The organism is Pseudoalteromonas sp. SWYJZ98 (assembly GCF_015864495.1).
GTDB classification, from domain to species: Bacteria; Pseudomonadota; Gammaproteobacteria; order Enterobacterales; family Alteromonadaceae; genus Pseudoalteromonas; species Pseudoalteromonas distincta.
Genome location: NZ_JADYXA010000004.1, coordinates 168,672 through 189,663, shown reverse-complemented (window position 1 = coordinate 189,663; position 20,992 = coordinate 168,672). Strand labels below are relative to the sequence as shown.

Below are 20,992 nucleotides of genomic sequence, written 5' to 3'. Positions count from 1 at the left end.
GAATCTTTGGTGAAAAAGTTAAAAATTGGTGTGAATGAGACATTTCATTGAACAATATAACTCGTTATCATTTAAGACTGAATATATAAGGAAATATAATGAAATTTATTAAGTTCAATAGCAGTATTTTTACCTACCCGATATTTTTGGGCTTTGTTGGAGTCCCTATCATTATAGCCACTTTACTAATGTGGCTCATAGCTTGTAGCTCTAATTTAAGCTTTGCATTTATCACTAAAGAGTCTCTAGAGCTTTTTGTTGAATATCAAAAAATTCCATTATTTATTTTAAGCCTAGCTTTGCCATTAGGTACAGTTGCCGCAGCAAATTTCAGAGCATTGCAATTTAATTCAAATTTAGAAAGACAAGAGTATGAGCACCAATTAGATCTCTTCTACAAAGGCGAAGAACAGTTTGTAAAAATAATGTATGGGGTTATCCAAACTGGAAATTATAAGCATTTTGATCATGCTTTTAGCTCACTTATTTACTCTCGCCTCTATAAGAAGCCTAGCAAGGGAGAATTGTATGATGCTAATCCAATGAAAAAAAGGCTTGATAAAGTTTGTGATACTTTTAATGTTATCACCGAAACTTTAGATAGATTATCTGGTTATTCAGACAATGATTCATCAGAGTATAAGGAAGCATTATTACTTCATTACAATGACTTAAATGGTTTACAAAAACACGTTGGTATGGCGGCGCTATGTTGTGATATGAAATTAATTCTACTAATTAAAAGTATTGATGATGCTAAAGGTGACTTATCCAATGCTATCGGCATACCGACTCTTGGAGCAAATGCAAGTATCTCTAAATATATTGATAGCATTATTGAAATGAGCAAAGTTATCAATAGCATAGTTGGCCTACATTTAAAAGTTCGAGAAGATAACTTCGACATGAGTATGTTCAAAAAAACTGTAGAAAGATGGTTGGATAATTCATACCGATACAGCAATACAGTTACACTTTCTGACTTAGAGAAAAAATATAATCTAACACCTAGATAATTTTACATAGAGCAAACACCTATGTATCTAGCTCTATGTAAAATTAATATATTTTCTTAAAGAGAATTTAATTAAATTTATATATGGCTTACTCTAAACAACAAGCTAGATTTCATTATAACCTAGCTGTATAGTCAAGTTTTCTGCTCATAATAAGGATATAATTATGCTTGAGGTTGCTACAATTAGAGCACTTTCTTTACCATTAACGGACGCATACAATTTTTTTAAATCTAAATCTAGTAAATTTGCAAAAATCAGGGGTTTTGATGTTGAAGAGGTGTATTTAAAAGCTTCCCAAGTAGAAAATGTAAAAACTATTTGGCAGGTCGACAAAAGTGTAAATTTAAAAGAGTTTTATTACCCATCTCGATTAAAGCTAAATTCAAACACGTTATCAGATTTAAACTCCCTATCTGATTTGCCAGAAAACGGTAAAATAGTTATTCAAGGCACAGCAGGACAAGGAAAGTCTATATTAGCAAGATTTTTGACAGGCAAAGCTTTGAGAGAAGGAGTGATAATTCCGTTATTTATCGAACTTAGAAAAATTACTGAGCGAGCTTCTCTAGAAACATTGATTCATAATGCAATTCTAAACATCGGCATAACAATAGATAAACAAGATATATACTTAGTTTTTGAATCTAATAAGTTTACATTAATTTTGGATGCATTTGATGAGATTCCAGAGCTTTGTGTGAAAGACACGTTAAATTATATAGAAAATTTGAGCAGCCTTTATCATTCACAACAGCTAATAATCACATCAAGACCTAATTCTGAGATTCAAAAAGTAAACTGTTTTGAGGTATATAATTTAGCAATACTTGAAGCTAGTGATTTTAAGCCAATGCTATCTAAGCTTTTTGATGAACAGGGCTCTGTAGAGATCATACTTAAATCAATACATGATAGTAGTTCTAGAATTGAGCAACTACTGACAACACCCTTACTACTCACACTTCTTGCAATCACTTATAAATCTTACAATAAAATACCTACTCAACTACACGAGTTTTACGAAAATTTATTCCATCTTTTAGTGAATCGTCATGATGCTACAAAACCTGGGTATAACAGAGAATATAAATCGGGTTTAAACGAGAAAGAATTAGAAGAATTATTTAAAGCGTTCTGTTTTTATGCAACCCTAAAAGGTCAAACATCACTTACTAAAAGTGAAGTATTTGAGGTTTTTAAAAAGGCTAAAGATATTAGTGGTCTACCTGATGTTAATGATCTAGATTTCATTACTGATTGCAAAAATAATACGTGCTTAATTTTAGAAGAGGGATTTCAATATCATTTTTTGCATAAAAGTATTATGGAGTTCCATGCTGCTAGTTACATTTCTTCAAGCCCGCAAAAATTAAAAGAAAAATTTTACTACATGGTTAGAGGTGGACAACATCAATTTTGGGTAGAGCTTAATTTTCTAAAAGTATTAGATGAATATAACTATAACTCGCTCTTCTTAATTCCAGAATATGAATCACAATTTGAAAAATTAGGTGTTGGTAGTGGAGATGTAAGTACACTCACTCTTCAAAACCTTCTAAATACTTCAACATTCGAAATATCAAGCAAAGTTACAAGTGGTCGCAAAGTTAGTACGTTTACTTTTGGTGATACACAAATACCTTCAGTTTTTCAATACCTTGTTTTTAACAAGGTTGCAAACAAAATAATTAAACATCTTAGGGATTTCGAAACGTCAGAGCTAATTAAAGACCAAAATTATCCTATGTTAGATATGATTGAAAAAATAGGCATGACTGAGGAGCTTCTTGCTGTTGCTGAGGCTGGGTTAAAAGAGGATTTTAAAGTCTATAATAAGGCTAAAGATTATCTTAAATCGAAAGAGCTATTAATAAATGCAATTGACTTTGAATAATGTCTTTAAATTTATTAGCTCTAACATAATGTTCTGAAATCAAAAAAAGGCTGAACAGTAAACTAATACTGTTCAGCCTTTTTTGTATCATACGTATAATGCTGGTAACGCTATGAAAGGAGCGTATACAATTATTTAAATATTAGATTCTTTGATTATTTTAAAAACTGTGGTTTTACCTAAACCAGTTTCACGTTGAATATCTGCTTTTTTCATACCACTTGCAGCCAGTTCTAAAACTAACTGTTTCTTATCATCGCTGGTGGGTTTACGACCTTTGTAAACACCTTTTTCTTTAGCATGTGCAATACCTTCACGTTGACGTTCTAAAATCATAGTCCTTTCAAAGTCGGCAAACATTGCCAACATATCCATAAATAACTTATCTTGTGCAGATGATGTATCAATATTCTGATCCAGTATTTTAAGCGTTACACCACTTTCAGTTAATTCATGAACAATATTTTGAAAGTCCCTCATGTTACGAGCCAACCGATCAATTTTTGTTATAACTACAGTATCGCCATCTCTTAGTTGTTCAATCATTTTTTCAAGTTCAGGACGGTTTGTATTTTTACCGCTTAATTTTTCACTGTAGATTCTATCAACACCATGTTCATTTAATTTTTCTAACTGAACACTTAAATCTTGATCTTTTGTAGATACCCGCGCATAACCAAAAATAAATGATTTACCTTTCACAATTCACCTAACCGTTCTTTTAGCTTCTAGAGCCTATACAATAGCGGTTCTTTAAATTCAAAGCAACCCTAAACGAACGGTTTAAAGATATTTTTCTAATTGTGGAAAAACGTCCGCAAAGTATGCCCTAAACGAACCACATACATTCAAAAATATAAATTTATAGTTGCTACAAAGTGGAACAATTAAAAGCACCCTGAAAAAAAGTACATAAATAATAGTGTAAGAAGAAAACAAAAAGGTTGCATTATGAAGAGAAAAGTAGGAAGACCAAAAAAGAACCCTGAACAACTAAAGTCTAAAACGGTTTCTTTTAGAATAAGCAAAGATACAGAAAAAGCAGTTAAACGGTTAACCAATAGTACTAAGTTAAATACTGCAATGAATGAACTTTTAGAAAATATTGAATCGAATATTGTCTTTATCAATAATTCTGAAAAACAAGTTTTAAATGATGGTTTAGGAATTGAAGATCCCGTTGCGTATTATTCTGCAATTATCCTAAACGATTTAGAAGAAGTAAGACACAATATTATAGAAAATCAAAATCAAGCTATAGAACAATACATAGATGTTGGTTTTGAACATGAATCATCATCAACACACTACAACGAATGGTAAACAAAATGAATGAACAAAAAAAAGTAATGACATTTAAGGATTTTAGAGAATTTAACATCTCATTGAATAGATTGAAGAATGAAGCAAGAAAGATTAAAGATTCAGAACAGTTAGCAACTATTCAAAAACAGATCGACATACTAACTAAAACGTTGAAAAAACGATAATTTATTTAAAACTCACTCACATATTAACAGGTACAACTAAATGCAAACATTATCTAAAGGAGAAATTAATCTACAACATGACGAATTAAAGAAGATCTTACAATCATTCGGAATAGTGAAGATTGACCAAGCAATTAATAATGCAATTATTGAAGTCATTGTACATCATCTTAAAACTGATCTCGTTACTTTTGAATCAGAATCAATTAGCGATCTTGGACAACATCAAACCCAAGCTGGCGCAATTCGTGGTTTAATATTCCTTGCAATTGAAGAACCAGAGTTCATATTCAGATTCCATAGTATGTTAACCCTTAAAATACAACACGCAGAACACTGGTTGAAGTTCCTTGATCATAAACAGAAGCTGCCAAGCATAATAAAGTTTAGATTAGTACAGTACTTGAGTGCATAATTTATAAAATATTCCTGTAAAGCGCCATTAACTCTCCAAATTGTCCTAAATAATGGCGCTTATCTCTCACAACATACACGACTATTAATTAATTTTCCTTCCTTTGTTGGTTAATAGTCGTGTATTGTTGGTTCATAATTTTTGCATACAATAATTATTATATTCAATCAATATAAGGATTTATCAATATTCCCCATTCCAATCATTCAGATCATCTACTACTTGTGTATATTCCCCACTATCAAAATCAAAGTTCATAGCACTATTCCCAACATTGTGATCTATTCCAGATAATTTATTAATATTGAAGATCTCGTTTCTATTATCATTAAAATCAATGGTTGCTTGATCTACTATTCGAGTAAGTTTCTCTCTTTGATTGTCGGCAACGCTCACCAAGGATAAATGTGAAGGTCGGCAACATTTTGTATTACTGCAAATATGGTGTACTTGTTGATTATTATTGTTTAATGGTTTTGTTACGTTGTATATAGAAAACGTGACCCGATGTGCATAGAATTGGTACGCACTGTTAATATACTTTCTATTAATATTTTCTATTTTGTTGTGTTTTTTGTAAAACGGGTACAAAGAGATACTAGGGTAAGCTTGTTTAACATCTTTAATAGGAATGAAACATTTACCCATTTTTCGGATAAAACTATCCGAATGACCAGCCTTGTTTTCACTGTCTACTTTGTACTTTTTATAAACGTGATCTAATACTTCGGGATCTGTTCTAATCTTGGCGGGTATGTTTCTATAGGGCTTTGAACCAACATTTCTATTAAACATAAATTAAATTTAAGTTATTGATAATAATTATATTTATCCAAATACCAAAACTATATTTTTATAATTACTACGATCGTAGTTCCAGACATAACCTCATTCCTTATCATTTTATTATTCGTTTATGGTTAAAGTATAACCTTTAAGCGCTTTTGATAAAGCTGACAATTGTAACTTAATTTGTATAATTTATTTAATTCAGCTTTGAGCGTGTTCATCATTTATACACTTAAGATATTGTTTAATAGCTAGGGCGTGTTAATCTTTGTGGATTGAAATTTGTTCAATCTAGGGGCGATTAAATCGCGGCGCGAGGTTTGTAACCTAGTGGGCTAAGTAAAAACCGAGCAACAAAGAGTTAATTGTCCCTAGAAAGAACCCAAAGGGCAGCGCATGTTTGGTCTTTATGCTGCGTTATCGCCTATTTATGGGGGATAGCCACACTACATAGGCTCTGCCTTGCCTAATAACCAAACATACTGCTGCAAATTCAATCACCAAAGAACAACACGCCCTAATCACCATATAATAAACATAATTAGTCAATACAGTGAGTTGCCATGTTAAATAATAAAATTCCACCGGTTATCGTTGTGCTGTTTTTTGCAGGCATAATGGCGCTTATTGCGCATTACAGTGTTATTGATTTCACCGCATTTATTACCTACCTAGCAGCAAGTTTGGTCATTATTGGGTGTGTTTTTTGTATTGCAGGGGTAGCGAGCTTTAAAATAGCAAACACCACAGTAAACCCAAATAAACCTGAGCAAGCATCAAAACTTATTACGAGCGGCATTTATAAAATTTCGCGTAACCCTATGTATGTGGGTTTTGCATTTATTTTAGCAGGGTGGGGTGTTTGGTTAAGTTCCTTGTGGGCGATTTTATGTATTATCGGGTTTATTGCCTATTTAACATTTTTTCAAATAATACCCGAGGAGCGTGCGCTCACTAAATTATTTGGCGAAGAGTTTACCGCTTACAAAGCGCGCGTAAAACGCTGGCTGTAATCAATATCATTGACTTAAAACGTGACAAACAAAAAAAGGCTATCGATGATAGCCTTTTTTGTTTGCAGCAATTGTATTACTAATTAATTGCGGCTTATTCGTATTCTAACGGGTCTGTAATGTTATTTAGTGCAAATGCTTCAAGGCGTTCTTGGCACGCGCCACATTTACCACAGGCCTTTTCACGACCGTTATAACAGGTCCACGTTTGGCTGTAATCTAAACCCATTTCAATACCGTCGGTTAAAATACCAATTTTAGTATTATTTAAATACGGGCTAAAAATTTCTACCGCGTCGTAGTTCGCAATACGACACACATCATCCATTTTTTGCACAAATTCAGGACGGCAATCAGGGTAAATAGCATGATCCCCAGAGTGAGCGCCGTAATAAACTTGGCTAGCTTTAAGTGATACCGCGTAACCAACAGCAAGCGAGAGCAAAATCATATTACGATTAGGTACGATCGTACTTTTCATGCTTTCTTCTTCGTAATGGCCTTCAGGCACATCAATATCATCAGTAAGTGATGAGCCACCAATAAGTTGGTTAATCGCCGAAATATCAACAATTTTATGTGGAACGTTTAATTTTTCGCACACACTTGCCGCTACTTTAAGCTCTTTTACATGACGCTGACCATAGTCAAATGAAAGGGCATATACATCATGGCCTTGTTGCAGGGCTTTATTTAATACGGTAAATGAGTCCATACCGCCGGAATAAATAACAACTACTTTTTGCGTCATATCTGTTTTGCTCTTAGTTTTAATAGAGGTTTATATCAGGGCGCGATATACTACACGGCCGCAGCTTAAATAACAATTTTTGCACAGCGCTTTTTGGTTTTTTAATAGTAGCAATTTGGCTGCTAGGTAGTAAGTGAGATCTCTTTTGTACAAAATTAATGAAGTGTTTGAAACCATTCAAGGTGAAGCTAGCTTTACTGGCACACCCTCAATATTTTTACGTCTGCAAGGTTGCCCTGTAGGCTGCTCTTGGTGCGACACTAAGCAAACGTGGGATGTTGATAATGTATATAAAGTATCGCTGGATGAAACCGTAGAAAAAAAAGCCGACTCAGATCATTGGGCTAACGCCAGTGCAGAGCAAATTTTAGCTTTGTTTCAATCACGTGGTTATACCGCAAAGCATGTTGTAATTACCGGCGGCGAGCCATGCATGTTTGATTTAAATCCAGTATGTAATTTATTACACGAACATGGTTTTAGCACACAAATAGAAACCAGCGGCACGTTTGAAATACTCGCCCCAGAGCAAACATGGGTAACGGTATCGCCAAAAATCAATATGCGCGGCGGTTATGAAGTACTTACCAGCGCTATGAAGCGTGCCAACGAAATTAAACACCCCGTAGCCATGCAAAAGCATGTAGAAGAGTTAGAAGAATTATTTGCTAAAACAGGCGTTAATCCTAAGCTTGTTTATTTGCAGCCAATTAGCCAAAAAGTATCAGCAACCAAATTAGCAATCGACACCTGTATTGCCAAAAACTGGCGCCTATCAATACAAGTACATAAGTATTTAGGAATTAGTTAAAGCCAGGTTAAAGTTATATTACGTATGTTGGGTAGAGCGAAGCTAAACCCAACAAACCTCCACTTCCACACCATTTTCTAATAACGTTTATAGTATTTAAATACGTAGGTCGTGTACTTAGCTCGGATAACCGAAGCGCCATACGACAATTCTTAATTACATCGACTTTAAAGCTCATATCTTCTTCGCTAATAGCCATAACTAGTTTACTATGCGCGACTTAAAAATATTCTACTACTTACCACTAGGCTTATATGTCCGCAAATGCACTCTACACCGACCTTTCTGATTACTACGACTTAATGTGCGCAGATATAGATTATCAAGCCCAAAGCAATTCTATTCACAGGCTGCACCAAATTTTTGGTAATGGCGCAAATACCCATCTCGATTTAGCATGTGGCACCGGCCCGCATGTACGCCACTTTATTGATTACGGCTATAAAAGTAGTGGGCTTGATTTAAACCAGCCAATGCTCGATAAAGCAAAAGTTCGTTGCCCAGAAGCGCAATTTTCGTTGCAAAACATGAGTGAATTTAAGGTAACTGAGCACGTGGATTTGATTACCTGCTTTTTGTATTCAATCCACTACTGCGACGGTATTAATAAGTTAAAAGAGTGCCTTGCTAGCGTACACAATGCATTAAATGTAGGTGGAATATTTTGTTTTAACACGGTTGATAAAAACAAAATCGACAGCGATTCATTTGTAGAGCACACAGCAACAAGCGAAAATAGCTTCTTCACATTTCGCTCTGGTTGGCATTACAGTGGCACTGGCAGCAAACAGTTATTAAAACTCAGCATAGAAAAAACCACCGCAGATAAAACACTCGTATGGTACGACGAGCACCCAATGGTCGCTTTTAGTTATACCGAGCTTAAAGAAGCCTTAAAACCGTACTTCGAAATCCACATATTTGAACATGACTACGATAAAATAACCCCATGGGCAGAGCGCTCAGGCAACGCCATTTTTGTCTGCGTAAAAATTTAAGGCGAACATTCATCAAGAAGAGATAAAAGTTTGGGTAGAGCGCAGCGAAACCCAACAAGCTCCAACGAACCTCCAATACACACGGCCCAATAACCCCGCATTATATATTTGAAAACGTAGGTCGGATAAGCGAAGCGCCATCCGACACAGTAAATTTTATCCCAAAGTAATAACCTTTAGCCCAATTATTTTATTAATAACTTCTTCTATCTATTGTGGTTGAGATTTACTTGAGCGAATATCTAGAGACTCAACTAAATTGAGTAGTGAGATCTTTTAAAGTGAATACCAGTATAAAATTACAAAATATTGATATATTTATTAGAAAATGATTATTTATTGTATTTAAGGCTAAGGAAAGCAAATGAAAACCCTATCTATAAATCTCGAAAATTGTTACGGAATAGAGCAACTAAACGAAACACTTAGCTTTGAAGGTGTAAATGCGAATCTGATATATGCACCAAATGGAGTGATGAAAACCTCATTAGCAAAAACTTTTTTAAAAATATCGGAAGGAAAAGTACCAGAAGAATTAGTTTATGAAAAAACTCCTTTCTTCGAGATAAAATCAGATGGTACGAATATTAATGCTGCAAATATATTGGTAGTTGAGCCATTTAGCCCTAGTTTTGATTCGAAAAATTTATCAACCTTATTAGTGAACCAAGAAATGAAAACGGTTTATGATAAAGTCTATAAAGATATATTAGATGCGAAAAAAAGGTTAATTACTGAATTAAATAAAGTATCAAAAGTAAAAAAAGAAGAATTAGAAAGTACAATAAAAAGCGACCTAGGTCTCCCCGACCTATTTGAATCTATAAGGTTTCTCCAATTAGCTAATATAGGAAATGACTCGTACTCGAAACTGCCATATACAAAGATATTTGACCCAAAAGTTACAGAATTATTGTCAGATGAGACTATTAAATCAGGTATTGCTGATTATACAGACAGATATAACGACTTGATCGAAAGATCACCTATATTTAAGAAAAATGGTTTTAATCCAGTTAAAGCTAGCACCATAATTAGTTCATTGAAAAAAGAAAAATTCTTTGAAGCTGAACACAAAGTGTTGCTTAATGGAAATGGGGAGCCTCTAAATTCTCTTGCAGAATTAGAGGTAGCAATCGAACATGAAAAAGAAACTATTTTAGGTGATGGTAATTTAAAAGTTATATCACAAAAAATTATTCAAGGTGTTGCTCCTGTAAAGGCATTTCAAGAATTACTAGAAGATTGCCCTGAGATTTCAACTGAATTAAATGATATTCAAAATTTCAAAAAAATAATTTGGTGTTCATACTATATTGAAAAAAAGTACTTTTCGATAATTTATTAGCCTTATTTGATGCAGGTAAATCAGAGTTGGCGGCAATAGAGGCTGAAGCTGAAATTGAGAAAACTCTTTGGCACGAGGCTACAGAGGTATTTAAAGAAAGGTTTCATGTTAACTTTTCAATAAGTATTGAAAACCAATCTAATGCCATACTTGGAACTATTGCACCAAATATAGTATTCACTTTTCAAAAAGGTAGTGATCAGCAAGTTAAATTTGATCGAGGGCAGCTCAATTCACTAAATTTTTTATCTGTAGGTGAGCGACGAGCAATGTATTTGCTTTACGTTATATTTGAATTCAAAGCTAGGGAAGCTAAAGAGCAAAATGCTTTAATTATAATAGATGATATTGCAGATTCCTTTGATTATAAAAATAAATACGCAATCATCGAATATCTAAAAGAACTATCTGAAAATAGCCTTTTTAATCTATTAGTATTAACACATAATTTTGATTTTTATAGAACATTCCAAAGTAGAGTCTTAGGTAATGGGAGTAAAAGAAAGCATTCTTTTATAGCTCAAAAAAATGATAATACAGTCAATTTAATAGGTGGTGGTGATAATTTTATTACCGAACCATTTGATTACTGGAAAAAGCATTTTGGCGAAATACCTCAAATTATTATTGCAATGATTCCTTTTGTTCGTAATTTGGTCGAATATAGAAGCGGAAATAAATGCAACGATTATTTAGATTTGACGTCTTTACTTCATATAAAATCTAATACAAAAGAATTTAAGCTTGGCGACCTAGAAGTCATGATATCCAATACAATGAATGAGCTACAGCTTTCAGAGAATATAGATAAAGCGATGCCTGTTATTGACTTTATTTATACAACTGCTGATAGAGTTATTCAAACTCTAATCGATAGTGTGGATGAAATTCGATTAGAAAACAAAGTTGCCTTATCAATAGCTATAAGATTAAAAGCTGAAGAATTTATGTTAGATCACATTATTGATACTACGCCAATTAACGGTATGCAAACAGCTAAACTATATGATCGTTTATCGAAAGAAAATATTGATAAAGGTGAGACTTTTAAAAATATTAGAAAAACGCTTAGCCAAGTTGTACTAATGACTCCAGAAAATATACATATGAATTCTTTTATGTATGAGCCACTAATGGATATGTCCAATCATCACTTGATCTCATTGTATCAAACAATTAAAGAACTTACGTGGGACGGTCTTTAGTTTTAAATTTTAGTCGTTTCAAGCAGCAAGTTAATTTACTGCCTTTATACACTAAAGGTTTAGGCGGTAAATTATTATTTTATATAACCCTGAATACCAGACTCTCCAGTAATAACTCCGTCTATTTAATGACTCTTCTCATCAATCTCTTTCCCGCAATTATAACAATTGTTAGTTGGGAGCTTATAACTAGAAATAGAGTGCATTACTTGGTTTTTCTTACAGGCAGGGCAGGCGTAATTAATTGCAGAGATTATAAGCGCAATGGCAAAAACGAAACTACCGATATAAAACGGGTTTGAGTAAAATTGCATACTTGGCTCTGAAAAAATTAAAACCTATAATACAGATGATTAAGGCAGTTAAATAAAGTTTAAATTTTAGGCTTTTATTCAAGGTTTAAATATCCAATTGGCAAGGTGCTAATAATAAGTGCTTTGGCAGTTTTAACAAATTATTTACTCAATTACTATTTAAGTTTTTATATAGGCAAATGTGTAGGCATAAAAAAAGCGTTGCCCTTGAGCAACGCTTTTCTGTATTTTTCTAGCAGCGAGTAACTTACTCTGCCGCTAGCTTATTCTGCTGCAAGATAATCCAAAACCACTTGATGGTGATCTTTAGTTTTAAACTTATCAAATAGGTGTTTTATTTTACCGTCTTGGCCTACTAAAAATGTCAGGCGGTGAATACCATCGTACTCTTTACCCATAAACTTTTTGTAGCCCCATACACCAAATGCTTCTGCAATGGCGTGGTCTTCATCGGCTAATAAATCAAAGTTAAGCTCTTTTTTAGTTTCAAAGTTTTTAAGGCGCTTAATTGGATCTGGGCTAATACCTACAACGCGGGTGTTAAATTTAGCAAGCTGTGCTTGCTCATCGCGTAGGTTTTCGGCTTGTACAGTACAACCCGGCGTTGACGCTTTAGGGTAAAAGTACACAAGCACTTGTTGCTCTTTTAACAGCTCGCTTAATGTTACTGTTTCGTCGTTTTGGTTTTGTAGGCTAAAAGCGGGTGCAGTATCGCCAGCTTGTAATGGACTAATTGTGTTCATGTTTAGCATCCTTAACGAATTCGTTTAAAAATATAATCTACGTTTAGTGTGTGAGAAAGGCTCTCAAAACTAATTTTAAATTGATCTATATCTACATCAACAGGTATGTTGAATTCAAGTTCACAACGCATCTTTATGTTGTCTTCTTGGGAATAAGTGTCTGACTTAAGTGAGCAAATACTAATATTATTGTCGGCAAAAAAGCGCGTTACTTTGCTCAATGTACCAGGGGTGTCTATGCCTGTGTATTCTAGTGTGTAACCTGCACAAAACTCGCTAGGAGTATGACTTGCTGTGCGCTTCATCATGGTTAGCAGGCCAAGTTCCATAGCTTTAGTGGGCAGTACGTGCTCTATGCGGCTTATTGCCGACATGTCGCCGCTAAGTAGCATTATGAAGGTAAATTCGCAGCCTAAAATAGCAATACGGCTGTCAATAATGTTGCAGTGGCAATCGCTAACCAGTTGGGTTAGTTCACTTACTATACCGGGTCTGTCTTCGCCAATCGCTGTTAAAACAATTTGATGATTTGAAAATGCAGTCATGAGTTCAAATACCTTGTTACTTGGATTATATCAACCGAGTTGGCAACACCAAAAATACACACGAGAAGTTGCACGGCGGCGAAGTTTAACACAAAAAGGGCTCTAAACTACAGCACACGCTAATTAAGCGCTTTTAAAGTGCGGTGTTTCTTGTTTTTACTGGCACGGGAAAGTACCATAGCTAAAATTTGCTTATTTGCGCTTAGTTGCTTACTAAGTTGAAGTGCTGAACTTTATTGCATTTAGGCAGCCAAATAATAAATGTAAAGTTAATATTGATTTTACACTGAACCAAATCGGTATTACCCACTCATATATTTGTTAAAACAATTAAAGGGTATGCTAAGGAGAAATATCTGTGCAGTATTGGATCCCAAAAGCACTTGCAGTAAGTGTATTGGTAAGTTTATCAGGGTGTAGTGTATTTATTAATAAGGCACATGACGAGCGTAATTATCGTACGCATGAGCCTGTAAAAGCACCAGCGTCGTTATCTCAACCAGCTCAAGACCCAGTTTATAAAATGGATGTAGGTCAATACGACAATAATCCTGAAGCTACAAATTACCGCCCACCGGCACAAGTATTAACAATTGCGAAAGGCAGTTGGGTAGAAGAGACAGATAAACAAGCGCGTATTTATTTTGATAAAAACGATGGCATTGCTGATTTAGATGAGTTTCTTTGGGATACGATTAAATCTGTCCTAGCTGATAATAATGCGGCAACTACTAAAGAAGATAAACTACTTGGTATTATTGAAACTGATTGGTACTCAATCATTAAAACCGAAGAAGGTTTTTGGTGGTGGGGCGATGAGGTTAACGATGATTTAGAAAAGTTTAGGTTCACTATTGAAGAAAAATCACATCAACGCACTGCGTCTTTACGTGTAGAGCTGATTGATTTTAAAGGTGATAAAACGCTAACAGACTTACTCAAGCAGCAACTAGAAGTACGTGCGCTTAACCAAGTAGTGAGCGAGTTTGATTACCGTTACCGTCAACTTGAAGTTGATATGCGTAAACGCCAAGGTATTATTTCTCTTGAAATGGGCTTTGATAACAAAGGTAATGCAGCACTTGTAACTGAGCAATCTTACGAAGCTGTGTTTGACCGCTTCTCTGGTTTTTTAGAGCGCTTGTCGTTCTCTATTGTTGAAATTAACCCAGATACGGGCTTAATTACTGCAGATTATACTAAACCAGAAACAAGCGTTTGGGATTCAATTTGGGGTGATGACGTAGCTCAACTACCTATTGATGAAGGCCAATATCAAATTTTAGTAAGTAAAACTAAAGAAGGCGGTACTAGCTTAACGTGGATGGATGATAAAGGCGAAACGCTTGAGCCAGGTACTATGAATGGTTTACAACAAGCATTAGAAGCAGCACTCATTCAGCGCGGCATTAAAATTTAAATAATAATAAGTTTTACCACAAAAAGAGCGCTATGCTCTTTTTGTGGTTTTTATAGGTTAAACAACATGTCTCAGCTACCTGAACGTTCACACTATACGTGGCGCACTTGGTTTACTTTTTTGGTTCCTTCGTTAATTGGTGTGTTTTTATTTATGACACCCATTAGTACTTCGCAAGGGATGACCATTCCTATTGCCGTTATGGCAAAAGCGGTTCAAGCAATGATGCTTGGCTCTGCTCAAGCAATTATTACCCTCATTATTTGTATTACAGGGGTTATTTCTGTAATTACTAAAGTGTTTAAACCCGCCGCTATATGTAACTCACCTTTGTTAAAGCATTTATTTGATGTGAGCTGGACATGGCTGGCGGTGCGCTTATTTGGTATGGCGTTTGGTTTAATGACGTACTTAAGCTTAGGCAGCGAGATGATTACCTCGGCCAATACTGGCGCGCTGGTATTAAATGACTTATTGCCAGTGTTGTTTTCGGTATTTATTTTAGCGGGCTTATTACTGCCGCTACTAATTAACTTTGGTCTACTAGAGCTTGCTGGTACGTTAATGACCAAAGTAATGCGTCCTGTATTTGGTGTACCAGGTAGAAGCGCGGTTGACTGTACTGCGTCGTGGTTAGGTGATGGCAGTGTGGGTATTTTGATGACTGCAAGGCAGTACGACCAAAAGCACTATACACAACGTGAAGCGGCTATTATTGGTACTACGTTTTCAGCGGTTTCAATTACGTTTAGTTTAGTGGTGCTTGGGCAAGTTAAACTTGAATACCTATTTGCACCGTTTTACGCAACGGTATGTTTAGCCGGTATTGTTGCCGCTATTATTGTGCCGCGATTACCGCCACTGCGCTTTAAAAAAGATTTACTTATTGATGGCACTGAGCCAGATAGAGACGCTGAAACAATTCCGGGTCATAAAACTTTATTTGGCCATTCGTTAGATGTTGCACTAGCTAAAGCAGATAACTCAACGGGTGTTAAAGGCACTATAAAAGAGGGCGTACATAATGCGCTTGATATGGTGTTTGGTGTGTTACCTGTAGTAATGGCGGTAGGCACATTTGCACTGATCATTGCTGAGCATACGCCTATATTTCAGTATTTAGGTATGCCGTTTGTGCCATTTTTAGAGCTATTGCAAGTACCCGAAGCAGCCGCAGCGTCGCAAACTATTATGGTAGGCTTTGCTGATATGTTTATTCCGTCAATATTAGCAGCAGGGACTATCGAAAGTGATGTAACGCGCTTTATTATTGCCGCAATGAGTGTAACTCAGCTTATTTATATGTCTGAGGTAGGTGCACTTTTACTTGGCAGTAAAATACCGGTAAATATTTTAGAGCTATTTATTATATTTATTTTGCGAACGCTAATTACTTTACCTGTTATTGCGCTAATGGCGCATTGGCTAGTAGGCTAAATTAGCAAAAATATATTTAGCGAATTGGTATTATTGAAAAAGCCCTGATTGATCAGGGCTTTTTTGTGTCTGTTGTATTTTTTATATTGGCGTTGGGCTTTATAAATTCCTGTTTTGCAGAGAGTCTAATCAGCGCAATATTACCAATGATAATGGCAAAAACAACAGCCACAATAATTACAATATGCCAAGTTTGCATCGCAGTATCACCTAATTTTTAGTACGTTTAAGTGTGACCGCTTTGCGCTATAACAGCAATTAATTTACTCCAAAAATACAATCAATAACCTTAAAAACGTCTCGCTACCGAAAGCGTTAAAAAGTTAAGCCCAGGGTTTGGCTCTTTAAAGCCTGCGTTTGAATAGTGAATAACGCGAAGGGCAACATTGGTGTGGCCAAAATCGGCTACAAGGCCTATGCGGTCTTCAAACTGGTAGTGAGTACTTATGTTTTTTCCAGCAAACTGCGTTTCATCAATCAGTGATACACCAATGCCTGCTTCTACATAAAATGGGGTGTTGTTAAAACTAAAAGCAGGAAATTGCAGTACAGGTGACATAGCAAGTACTAGGTTTGATTGTGTTTCATCGCCGTGGCGGTATTCCCACATGTTTACGCTGGTTTCAAAGTAAAAGCGTGCATCACCAATAAGGTTTTGCATACCAGGTGCATGATACTGATACGCAAGCTTAACGCCGTTTACGTTACCTTCGCCTTTGAGAAAGTCAACGGCATAACCGTGGTCCGATTGAGCAAAAGCAAGCTTGCCAAAAAGTGAAACTACTAATACAAAAGAGATAATAAGTGTTTTAAGTGACGTTTTCATAGGTGCCAAATGTTTGTTTGATTTAAGTTGATAACTAAATGATAAGGGCGGCCTGTTAACAATTACAATGAGGACAAAATGCCGGTTGTATATGAGCTGTTAATAGAGTTTTCTAACTGCTTGAATTTATTTTATTTATTGGATTGGTGCTAATTGGGCATTAATAAGTTGCTTATTTGTGCCTTTTTTATTGCGTATAGTTCGCGTAAATTACAGTCATCTTAATCACACAGACATATACAATTATGAAACTCTTTAAACTATTCGTTTTAGCCACTGCTTTTTTTAGCAGTTCGTTATTTGCACAAGCTCAGCAATCACCAGATCAGTTACTTGAATCGGTAGCCGACAAGCTTTTTGCAGATATTGGCCAAGTAAACTCAAAAGGTACAGCCAGCAAAGACGCGATGGCTGCCATTGTTGAAAAACGTTTAATGCCACATATTGACGTTAAGTTTGTGTCGTTTAAATTATTAGGTAAACACATTAAAGGTATTGAGCGCGAGCAAGCTGTTCAATTTATAGATGCAGTAGAGCATTACTTAACAGGCACATACGCCGGTGCACTAATGAAGTACACGGGTCAAAAAGTAGTATTTGAGCGTAATAACGCAAAAAGTGACTCTGAGTACGCAACAGTTAATACGCAAATTATTGAGCCAAATGCGCCTACTATCGACTTAAGCTTTAAGCTTCGTTTAGGTAAAAACAATGAGTGGAAAGTATACGATATTGTTGCTGAAGGCATTTCACTATTAAGTGCTAAACAAAAAGAGATTATTCAACGCATTTCTGATGTGGGTTTAGAGCAAGTTATTAGCGAGTTAAAAAGTAAATAGACTATTTGTCTGGCTCTGATTAAGCCCAACTCCAACCTCAAAAACGGCCAATTACTTATGTACTTGGCCGTTTTTATATTTTTGCTAAGGACAATACCAATCCACAGTAATACTTAATCATTTAGAACAACTAAATAACGAAATTTTTCCTTGCTATCACACGGTTTTCTACCTCAAAATAAATCACTTAATTAAGCGAATTGTTATAATCCTAAAGGATTGTTGTTATTGCGTAATTTTGCGCTAGCAGCAAAACAAAGGTGTGCTAGAATATCGGCACTTTGATTAAGCGTGGTGTCAGCTTAAAACTGATATAACTTACCACCCCCAAGCCACACTGGAGTTGTGTTGTTTTAATGGAAAATGTACTGATTTGGCCAAAGGAATACCCATTACTTATTAAAGGACTGGTAGAACAAAACGGTGCCTTTATTTTAGATGCTTTGGAAGCTTGGCCTGCTTGTCGTTCTACAAATGAAGACGATGGTGTATGCACCACCGTGCTGCCACCTATTTATTATTTGGCATGGCTAACCCCGCTGGAGCCATTTGAAGAATGTTACTTTCAACATATCTCTGAATATGACGAAGACGCACAAGCGTATATTAGTGCGGTTAAAAGCCATTACTACGATAATGAATACACCCCTGAAAGCTTAGTGCTTATGCTGTGCCAGCGCCTTGAAAAATACGCAAGCGTGGCTGCACAAAATACAATAGATACGCCACTGTCTTTAGTCGATTTATTTTTTAGTAAACGCTACTTCACCTTAATTGAGCATGCGTTAAATAATAAAAGTAAACTCTCGGCAAAGGACACATTAGCGCTTTGGAAGGAAGTTGATTTTAGAGAGCGCCTAAGTGCGTTTATTCCAGAGTCTATTGCTGATTTAGATACTCTTTCTGAACTTGCCAGCGAAAAAGTAGCTGCGGGTAAAGACTATTTTACGCTGCTTACGCAGGTTTCTCCTGATGTTGACTCTGTTGTACTGCTAGAAAAAGCTTTGCTTACTCATTTACGTAAAAAAACAGCTAAGCAAACAATGGCTATGCGTTTTATTGAACAAGGCGCTACTGGTGTACTTGCTGATGAAAACAATAAAACAGCCTTTATGTGGGCCGCCGAAAAAGGCTTTGTAAATGTGGTTGAAACACTACTTGCAAAGCAAGACAAAAAAGCGACAGATAACTTAGGTAATACTGCGCTTCATTATGCTGTGTTTGCTAAAAATGAGTCGTTAATGGTGCTGCTTATTAAAGCCGGATACGATTTTAGAGCACGTAATAAAGAAGGTTTAAGCTGTTACCGTTTAGCGGTTAGTATTAAAGCTAATAACTTAGTTAAATGTTTAGAGCGTGACTTTGGTATTAAAGAACTTTCGCCAGAAGGGCAGTTCGATCGCATTAAAAAAGTGCATGTGCTACATGCTATTGTGACTATATTGCTGCCTTTACAGTTGTTTTTCTTTTTTGATGAAACCCTCTCAATTAAAAGTGAGCTGACGCTGGGTTTAACTATGACTGCGGTGATTTGTTTTTTCTTTGCGACCACATTAAAGCGCTGTGCGCTATATCCACATATTAAACACCCTTGGGGTTTATTTGTGCTTAGAGGCTTTTCGTTTATTAGCTTAATTGCTCAAATAGGGTTGGCGAGTATTGTGGTGCTAGCTGCCTTGAGCGACTTAGTTTAGCTAGTTTTAAACAGTTAAAAAAACGCGCTTAAAGCAATTTAAGCGCGTTTTTTTGTATATAGCGTTATTGTTAAGCCTTATTTACCCTGCTCATTTGCTGCTTTTTCTTCAGCTAATTCTTCTTTAAGCTTACGGATTTTTAAACCTTGTTCTTGTCCGCGGTGTCTTGCGTAGTAAGTACAGCCAATAAACATAGATGATGCAAATACCAGCTCTAACAACACCCAAGTTAATTCATCAGGAGCGGCCCACAGCATAGTAAGCCCGTGGATAAAATAAAGCATTACAATAAAGTTAGCCCACGCATAGGTATATGTGTTGTCTTGAATTATGCCTCTTAGCGGCAGCAGTAAAGGAATGATAGGAAAAAACAATGACACCCAACTAGTATTACCGTCTAGAGGGGGGACAAAATACATCCACAAAGGAATAAGAATAAGTAAACCAACATAGCCAAATAGTGCTGTACGTTGAAATTTTACCGTAATCGGCTTTTTAGCTGGACTGTCAGCTGTATTCATTTAAGTTTTCTCGCAATGTGAGTAAGGCGTTTACCAACGCTTTGGCATATTTTAATTTCGTCTTTGCTTAGCTGTGCACTGTTAGCGCTGCCAGCGACGTGTGTTGCACCGTATGGTGTTCCACCGGTTTGTGTTGCAAGTAGTTCGGGCACATCATATGGCACGCCCATAAGCATCATACCGTGGTGTAATAGTGGCAAAGATAAGTTAAGTAAGGTTGCTTCATTTCCACCATGCATACTACTTGATGACGAAAATACACACGCTGGCTTATCGATTAATTGGCCTTTTAGCCACAAGTCGCTGGTGGTTTCCCAAAAGCTTTTTGCTTGAGAGGCCATCATGCCAAATCGAGTTGGTGTACCAAATGCTAAACCATCGCAATTTATTAAATCATCTTTGGTGATCACAATATCGTGCGCATTTTTAGCCACAAAGGTGCGAAGTAGTGCACTAGCACCTTGTTGCTCTATCGACTCTGCTATCTCGTGAGCCATTGCTTCAACTGAGCCATAGCTTGAGTGATAAAGCACCACTATGGTTGCACTCATTATAAAACGCTTAGTACGTTTTCTGGTGGGCGACCAATCGCTGCTTTATTGTTATTAACTACGATAGGGCGTTCAATCAATTTTGGGTATTTAACCATAGCGTTAATAAGTGCGTCCTCATTTGTTTCATCTTTCAAATTAAGCGCTTTGTAGTCATCTTCTTTGGTGCGCACCATTTCACGTACGGATGAAAAACCAAGTTGGATTACAAGCGTTGAAATTTGCTCGTGAGTAAGAGGGGTTTTTAAATACTCTACAACACTTGGCTCTATCGCTTTACTTTGCAGTAGCGCTAGCGTTTCGCGTGATTTAGAACAACGTGGGTTGTGGTAAATAGTAACAGACATAAAATGATTCCAAAGTGTGAAT

Annotated in this window: 23 protein-coding genes; 13 read left to right on the top strand and 10 right to left on the bottom strand. The window is 35.9% G+C overall.

The window, feature by feature from the left end; translation table 11 throughout:
• Window positions 1-98 precede the first annotated feature (98 nt).
• Window positions 99-1,016 (top strand): hypothetical protein, encoded by a 918-nt coding sequence (locus I6F10_RS04980; RefSeq protein WP_197098539.1) that lies wholly within the window; start codon window positions 99-101, stop codon window positions 1,014-1,016.
• A gap of 166 nt (window positions 1,017-1,182) precedes the next feature.
• Window positions 1,183-2,913 carry an NACHT domain-containing protein gene (locus I6F10_RS04975; protein ID WP_197098538.1) on the top strand — a complete coding sequence of 577 codons (1,731 nt, stop codon included), beginning with the start codon at window positions 1,183-1,185 and terminating at the stop codon, window positions 2,911-2,913.
• A 135-nt stretch (window positions 2,914-3,048) separates the two neighbouring features.
• On the opposite strand, the gene I6F10_RS04970 is transcribed toward I6F10_RS04975, so the two are convergent.
• The gene (locus I6F10_RS04970; protein ID WP_197098537.1) at window positions 3,049-3,615 is read right to left on the bottom strand and encodes a recombinase family protein; all 567 of its coding nucleotides are present in this window, start codon (window positions 3,613-3,615) and stop codon (window positions 3,049-3,051) included.
• Between the two features lie 249 nt (window positions 3,616-3,864).
• Here I6F10_RS04970 and I6F10_RS04965 point away from each other — a divergent pair, with 249 nt between their 5' ends.
• On the top strand, window positions 3,865-4,236 hold the full coding sequence (locus I6F10_RS04965) for a hypothetical protein (RefSeq protein ID WP_197098536.1): 372 nt from the start codon (window positions 3,865-3,867) through the stop codon (window positions 4,234-4,236).
• A gap of 207 nt (window positions 4,237-4,443) precedes the next feature.
• Window positions 4,444-4,818 (top strand): hypothetical protein, encoded by a 375-nt coding sequence (locus I6F10_RS04960; RefSeq protein WP_197098535.1) that lies wholly within the window; start codon window positions 4,444-4,446, stop codon window positions 4,816-4,818.
• 183 nt (window positions 4,819-5,001) lie between these two features.
• Here I6F10_RS04960 and I6F10_RS04955 read toward each other — a convergent pair whose 3' ends face one another.
• Window positions 5,002-5,613: an HNH endonuclease gene (locus I6F10_RS04955; RefSeq protein WP_197098534.1), complete on the bottom strand. Its 612-nt coding sequence runs from the start codon at window positions 5,611-5,613 to the stop codon at window positions 5,002-5,004.
• A gap of 557 nt (window positions 5,614-6,170) precedes the next feature.
• Here I6F10_RS04955 and I6F10_RS04950 point away from each other — a divergent pair.
• The gene (locus tag I6F10_RS04950) at window positions 6,171-6,620 is read left to right on the top strand and encodes a methyltransferase family protein (protein ID WP_197098533.1); all 450 of its coding nucleotides are present in this window, start codon (window positions 6,171-6,173) and stop codon (window positions 6,618-6,620) included.
• A 94-nt stretch (window positions 6,621-6,714) separates the two neighbouring features.
• Here the strand turns inward: I6F10_RS04950 and queC are convergent, their stop codons facing one another.
• On the bottom strand, window positions 6,715-7,371 hold the full coding sequence (queC, locus tag I6F10_RS04945; RefSeq protein WP_002960416.1) for a 7-cyano-7-deazaguanine synthase QueC: 657 nt from the start codon (window positions 7,369-7,371) through the stop codon (window positions 6,715-6,717).
• A gap of 145 nt (window positions 7,372-7,516) precedes the next feature.
• Here queC and queE point away from each other — a divergent pair, with 145 nt between their 5' ends.
• The 4 genes from queE (at window position 7,517) to I6F10_RS04925 (ending at window position 11,733) form a co-directional block, all read left to right on the top strand.
• The gene (gene queE / locus I6F10_RS04940) at window positions 7,517-8,182 is read left to right on the top strand and encodes a 7-carboxy-7-deazaguanine synthase QueE (protein ID WP_024591014.1); all 666 of its coding nucleotides are present in this window, start codon (window positions 7,517-7,519) and stop codon (window positions 8,180-8,182) included.
• 254 nt (window positions 8,183-8,436) lie between these two features.
• Window positions 8,437-9,180: a class I SAM-dependent DNA methyltransferase gene (locus I6F10_RS04935; RefSeq protein WP_197098532.1), complete on the top strand. Its 744-nt coding sequence runs from the start codon at window positions 8,437-8,439 to the stop codon at window positions 9,178-9,180.
• A 364-nt stretch (window positions 9,181-9,544) separates the two neighbouring features.
• A complete protein-coding gene (locus tag I6F10_RS04930; protein ID WP_197098531.1) occupies window positions 9,545-10,528 on the top strand; it encodes a hypothetical protein in 984 nt (327 codons plus the stop codon).
• A gap of 26 nt (window positions 10,529-10,554) precedes the next feature.
• Window positions 10,555-11,733, top strand: coding sequence for an AAA family ATPase (locus I6F10_RS04925; protein ID WP_197098530.1), 1,179 nt, complete (start codon window positions 10,555-10,557; stop codon window positions 11,731-11,733).
• Window positions 11,734-12,310: 577 nt separating this feature from the next.
• Here the strand turns inward: I6F10_RS04925 and bcp are convergent.
• Together bcp and I6F10_RS04915 are read right to left on the bottom strand one after the other, a co-directional pair.
• Window positions 12,311-12,790, bottom strand: coding sequence for a thioredoxin-dependent thiol peroxidase (gene bcp / locus I6F10_RS04920; RefSeq protein WP_002963124.1), 480 nt, complete (start codon window positions 12,788-12,790; stop codon window positions 12,311-12,313).
• An 11-nt stretch (window positions 12,791-12,801) separates the two neighbouring features.
• Window positions 12,802-13,335, bottom strand: coding sequence for a glycine cleavage system protein R (locus I6F10_RS04915; RefSeq protein WP_007583906.1), 534 nt, complete (start codon window positions 13,333-13,335; stop codon window positions 12,802-12,804).
• A 358-nt stretch (window positions 13,336-13,693) separates the two neighbouring features.
• Here I6F10_RS04915 and bamC point away from each other — a divergent pair, with 358 nt between their 5' ends.
• Entirely contained in the window at window positions 13,694-14,755 is a 1,062-nt protein-coding gene (gene bamC, locus I6F10_RS04910) for an outer membrane protein assembly factor BamC (protein WP_197098529.1), read from the top strand.
• Window positions 14,756-14,821: 66 nt separating this feature from the next.
• Window positions 14,822-16,192 carry a YjiH family protein gene (locus I6F10_RS04905; protein WP_197098528.1) on the top strand — a complete coding sequence of 457 codons (1,371 nt, stop codon included), beginning with the start codon at window positions 14,822-14,824 and terminating at the stop codon, window positions 16,190-16,192.
• A gap of 52 nt (window positions 16,193-16,244) precedes the next feature.
• Here I6F10_RS04905 and I6F10_RS04900 read toward each other — a convergent pair whose 3' ends face one another.
• Both I6F10_RS04900 and I6F10_RS04895 read right to left on the bottom strand, forming a co-directional pair.
• Entirely contained in the window at window positions 16,245-16,391 is a 147-nt protein-coding gene (locus I6F10_RS04900) for a DUF2897 family protein (RefSeq protein ID WP_076914920.1), read from the bottom strand.
• A 90-nt stretch (window positions 16,392-16,481) separates the two neighbouring features.
• Window positions 16,482-17,018: an acyloxyacyl hydrolase gene (locus tag I6F10_RS04895; RefSeq protein WP_182672816.1), complete on the bottom strand. Its 537-nt coding sequence runs from the start codon at window positions 17,016-17,018 to the stop codon at window positions 16,482-16,484.
• A 245-nt stretch (window positions 17,019-17,263) separates the two neighbouring features.
• Here I6F10_RS04895 and I6F10_RS04890 point away from each other — a divergent pair, with 245 nt between their 5' ends.
• Both I6F10_RS04890 and I6F10_RS04885 read left to right on the top strand, forming a co-directional pair.
• A complete protein-coding gene (locus I6F10_RS04890) occupies window positions 17,264-17,857 on the top strand; it encodes an MlaC/ttg2D family ABC transporter substrate-binding protein (protein ID WP_024595677.1) in 594 nt (197 codons plus the stop codon).
• Between the two features lie 356 nt (window positions 17,858-18,213).
• A complete protein-coding gene (locus I6F10_RS04885) occupies window positions 18,214-19,551 on the top strand; it encodes an ankyrin repeat domain-containing protein (protein WP_039487320.1) in 1,338 nt (445 codons plus the stop codon).
• A gap of 77 nt (window positions 19,552-19,628) precedes the next feature.
• On the opposite strand, the gene I6F10_RS04880 is transcribed toward I6F10_RS04885, so the two are convergent.
• The 3 genes from I6F10_RS04880 to arsC are packed head-to-tail and all read right to left on the bottom strand — an operon-like array spanning window position 19,629 to window position 20,970.
• A complete protein-coding gene (locus I6F10_RS04880) occupies window positions 19,629-20,072 on the bottom strand; it encodes a DUF2069 domain-containing protein (protein ID WP_197098527.1) in 444 nt (147 codons plus the stop codon).
• Window positions 20,069-20,623: an NAD(P)H:quinone oxidoreductase gene (wrbA, locus tag I6F10_RS04875; protein ID WP_197098526.1), complete on the bottom strand. Its 555-nt coding sequence runs from the start codon at window positions 20,621-20,623 to the stop codon at window positions 20,069-20,071. Before wrbA ends, I6F10_RS04880 begins: the two co-directional genes overlap by 4 nt.
• Window positions 20,623-20,970 (bottom strand): arsenate reductase (glutaredoxin), encoded by a 348-nt coding sequence (arsC, locus tag I6F10_RS04870; protein WP_197098525.1) that lies wholly within the window; start codon window positions 20,968-20,970, stop codon window positions 20,623-20,625. The genes wrbA and arsC overlap by 1 nt, the downstream gene beginning before the upstream one ends.
• Window positions 20,971-20,992: the final 22 nt, after the last annotated feature.

Excerpts from the sequence above, each read along its gene's own strand:
- I6F10_RS04885 (WP_039487320.1), top strand. The coding sequence starts at position 18,214 with ATGGAAAATGTACTGATTTGGCCAAAGGAATACCCATTACTTATTAAA.
- I6F10_RS04960 (WP_197098535.1), top strand. The coding sequence starts at position 4,444 with ATGCAAACATTATCTAAAGGAGAAATTAATCTACAACATGACGAATTA.
- I6F10_RS04900 (WP_076914920.1), bottom strand. The coding sequence starts at position 16,391 with ATGCAAACTTGGCATATTGTAATTATTGTGGCTGTTGTTTTTGCCATT.
- I6F10_RS04980 (WP_197098539.1), top strand. The coding sequence starts at position 99 with ATGAAATTTATTAAGTTCAATAGCAGTATTTTTACCTACCCGATATTT.
- wrbA (WP_197098526.1), bottom strand. The coding sequence starts at position 20,623 with ATGAGTGCAACCATAGTGGTGCTTTATCACTCAAGCTATGGCTCAGTT.
- I6F10_RS04930 (WP_197098531.1), top strand. The coding sequence starts at position 9,545 with ATGAAAACCCTATCTATAAATCTCGAAAATTGTTACGGAATAGAGCAA.
- I6F10_RS04950 (WP_197098533.1), top strand. The coding sequence starts at position 6,171 with ATGTTAAATAATAAAATTCCACCGGTTATCGTTGTGCTGTTTTTTGCA.
- I6F10_RS04890 (WP_024595677.1), top strand. The coding sequence starts at position 17,264 with ATGAAACTCTTTAAACTATTCGTTTTAGCCACTGCTTTTTTTAGCAGT.
- I6F10_RS04965 (WP_197098536.1), top strand. The coding sequence starts at position 3,865 with ATGAAGAGAAAAGTAGGAAGACCAAAAAAGAACCCTGAACAACTAAAG.
- I6F10_RS04915 (WP_007583906.1), bottom strand. The coding sequence starts at position 13,335 with ATGACTGCATTTTCAAATCATCAAATTGTTTTAACAGCGATTGGCGAA.
- queC (WP_002960416.1), bottom strand. The coding sequence starts at position 7,371 with ATGACGCAAAAAGTAGTTGTTATTTATTCCGGCGGTATGGACTCATTT.
- I6F10_RS04975 (WP_197098538.1), top strand. The coding sequence starts at position 1,183 with ATGCTTGAGGTTGCTACAATTAGAGCACTTTCTTTACCATTAACGGAC.
- I6F10_RS04905 (WP_197098528.1), top strand. The coding sequence starts at position 14,822 with ATGTCTCAGCTACCTGAACGTTCACACTATACGTGGCGCACTTGGTTT.
- I6F10_RS04955 (WP_197098534.1), bottom strand. The coding sequence starts at position 5,613 with ATGTTTAATAGAAATGTTGGTTCAAAGCCCTATAGAAACATACCCGCC.
- I6F10_RS04880 (WP_197098527.1), bottom strand. The coding sequence starts at position 20,072 with ATGAATACAGCTGACAGTCCAGCTAAAAAGCCGATTACGGTAAAATTT.
- I6F10_RS04895 (WP_182672816.1), bottom strand. The coding sequence starts at position 17,018 with ATGAAAACGTCACTTAAAACACTTATTATCTCTTTTGTATTAGTAGTT.
- bcp (WP_002963124.1), bottom strand. The coding sequence starts at position 12,790 with ATGAACACAATTAGTCCATTACAAGCTGGCGATACTGCACCCGCTTTT.
- I6F10_RS04935 (WP_197098532.1), top strand. The coding sequence starts at position 8,437 with ATGTCCGCAAATGCACTCTACACCGACCTTTCTGATTACTACGACTTA.
- arsC (WP_197098525.1), bottom strand. The coding sequence starts at position 20,970 with ATGTCTGTTACTATTTACCACAACCCACGTTGTTCTAAATCACGCGAA.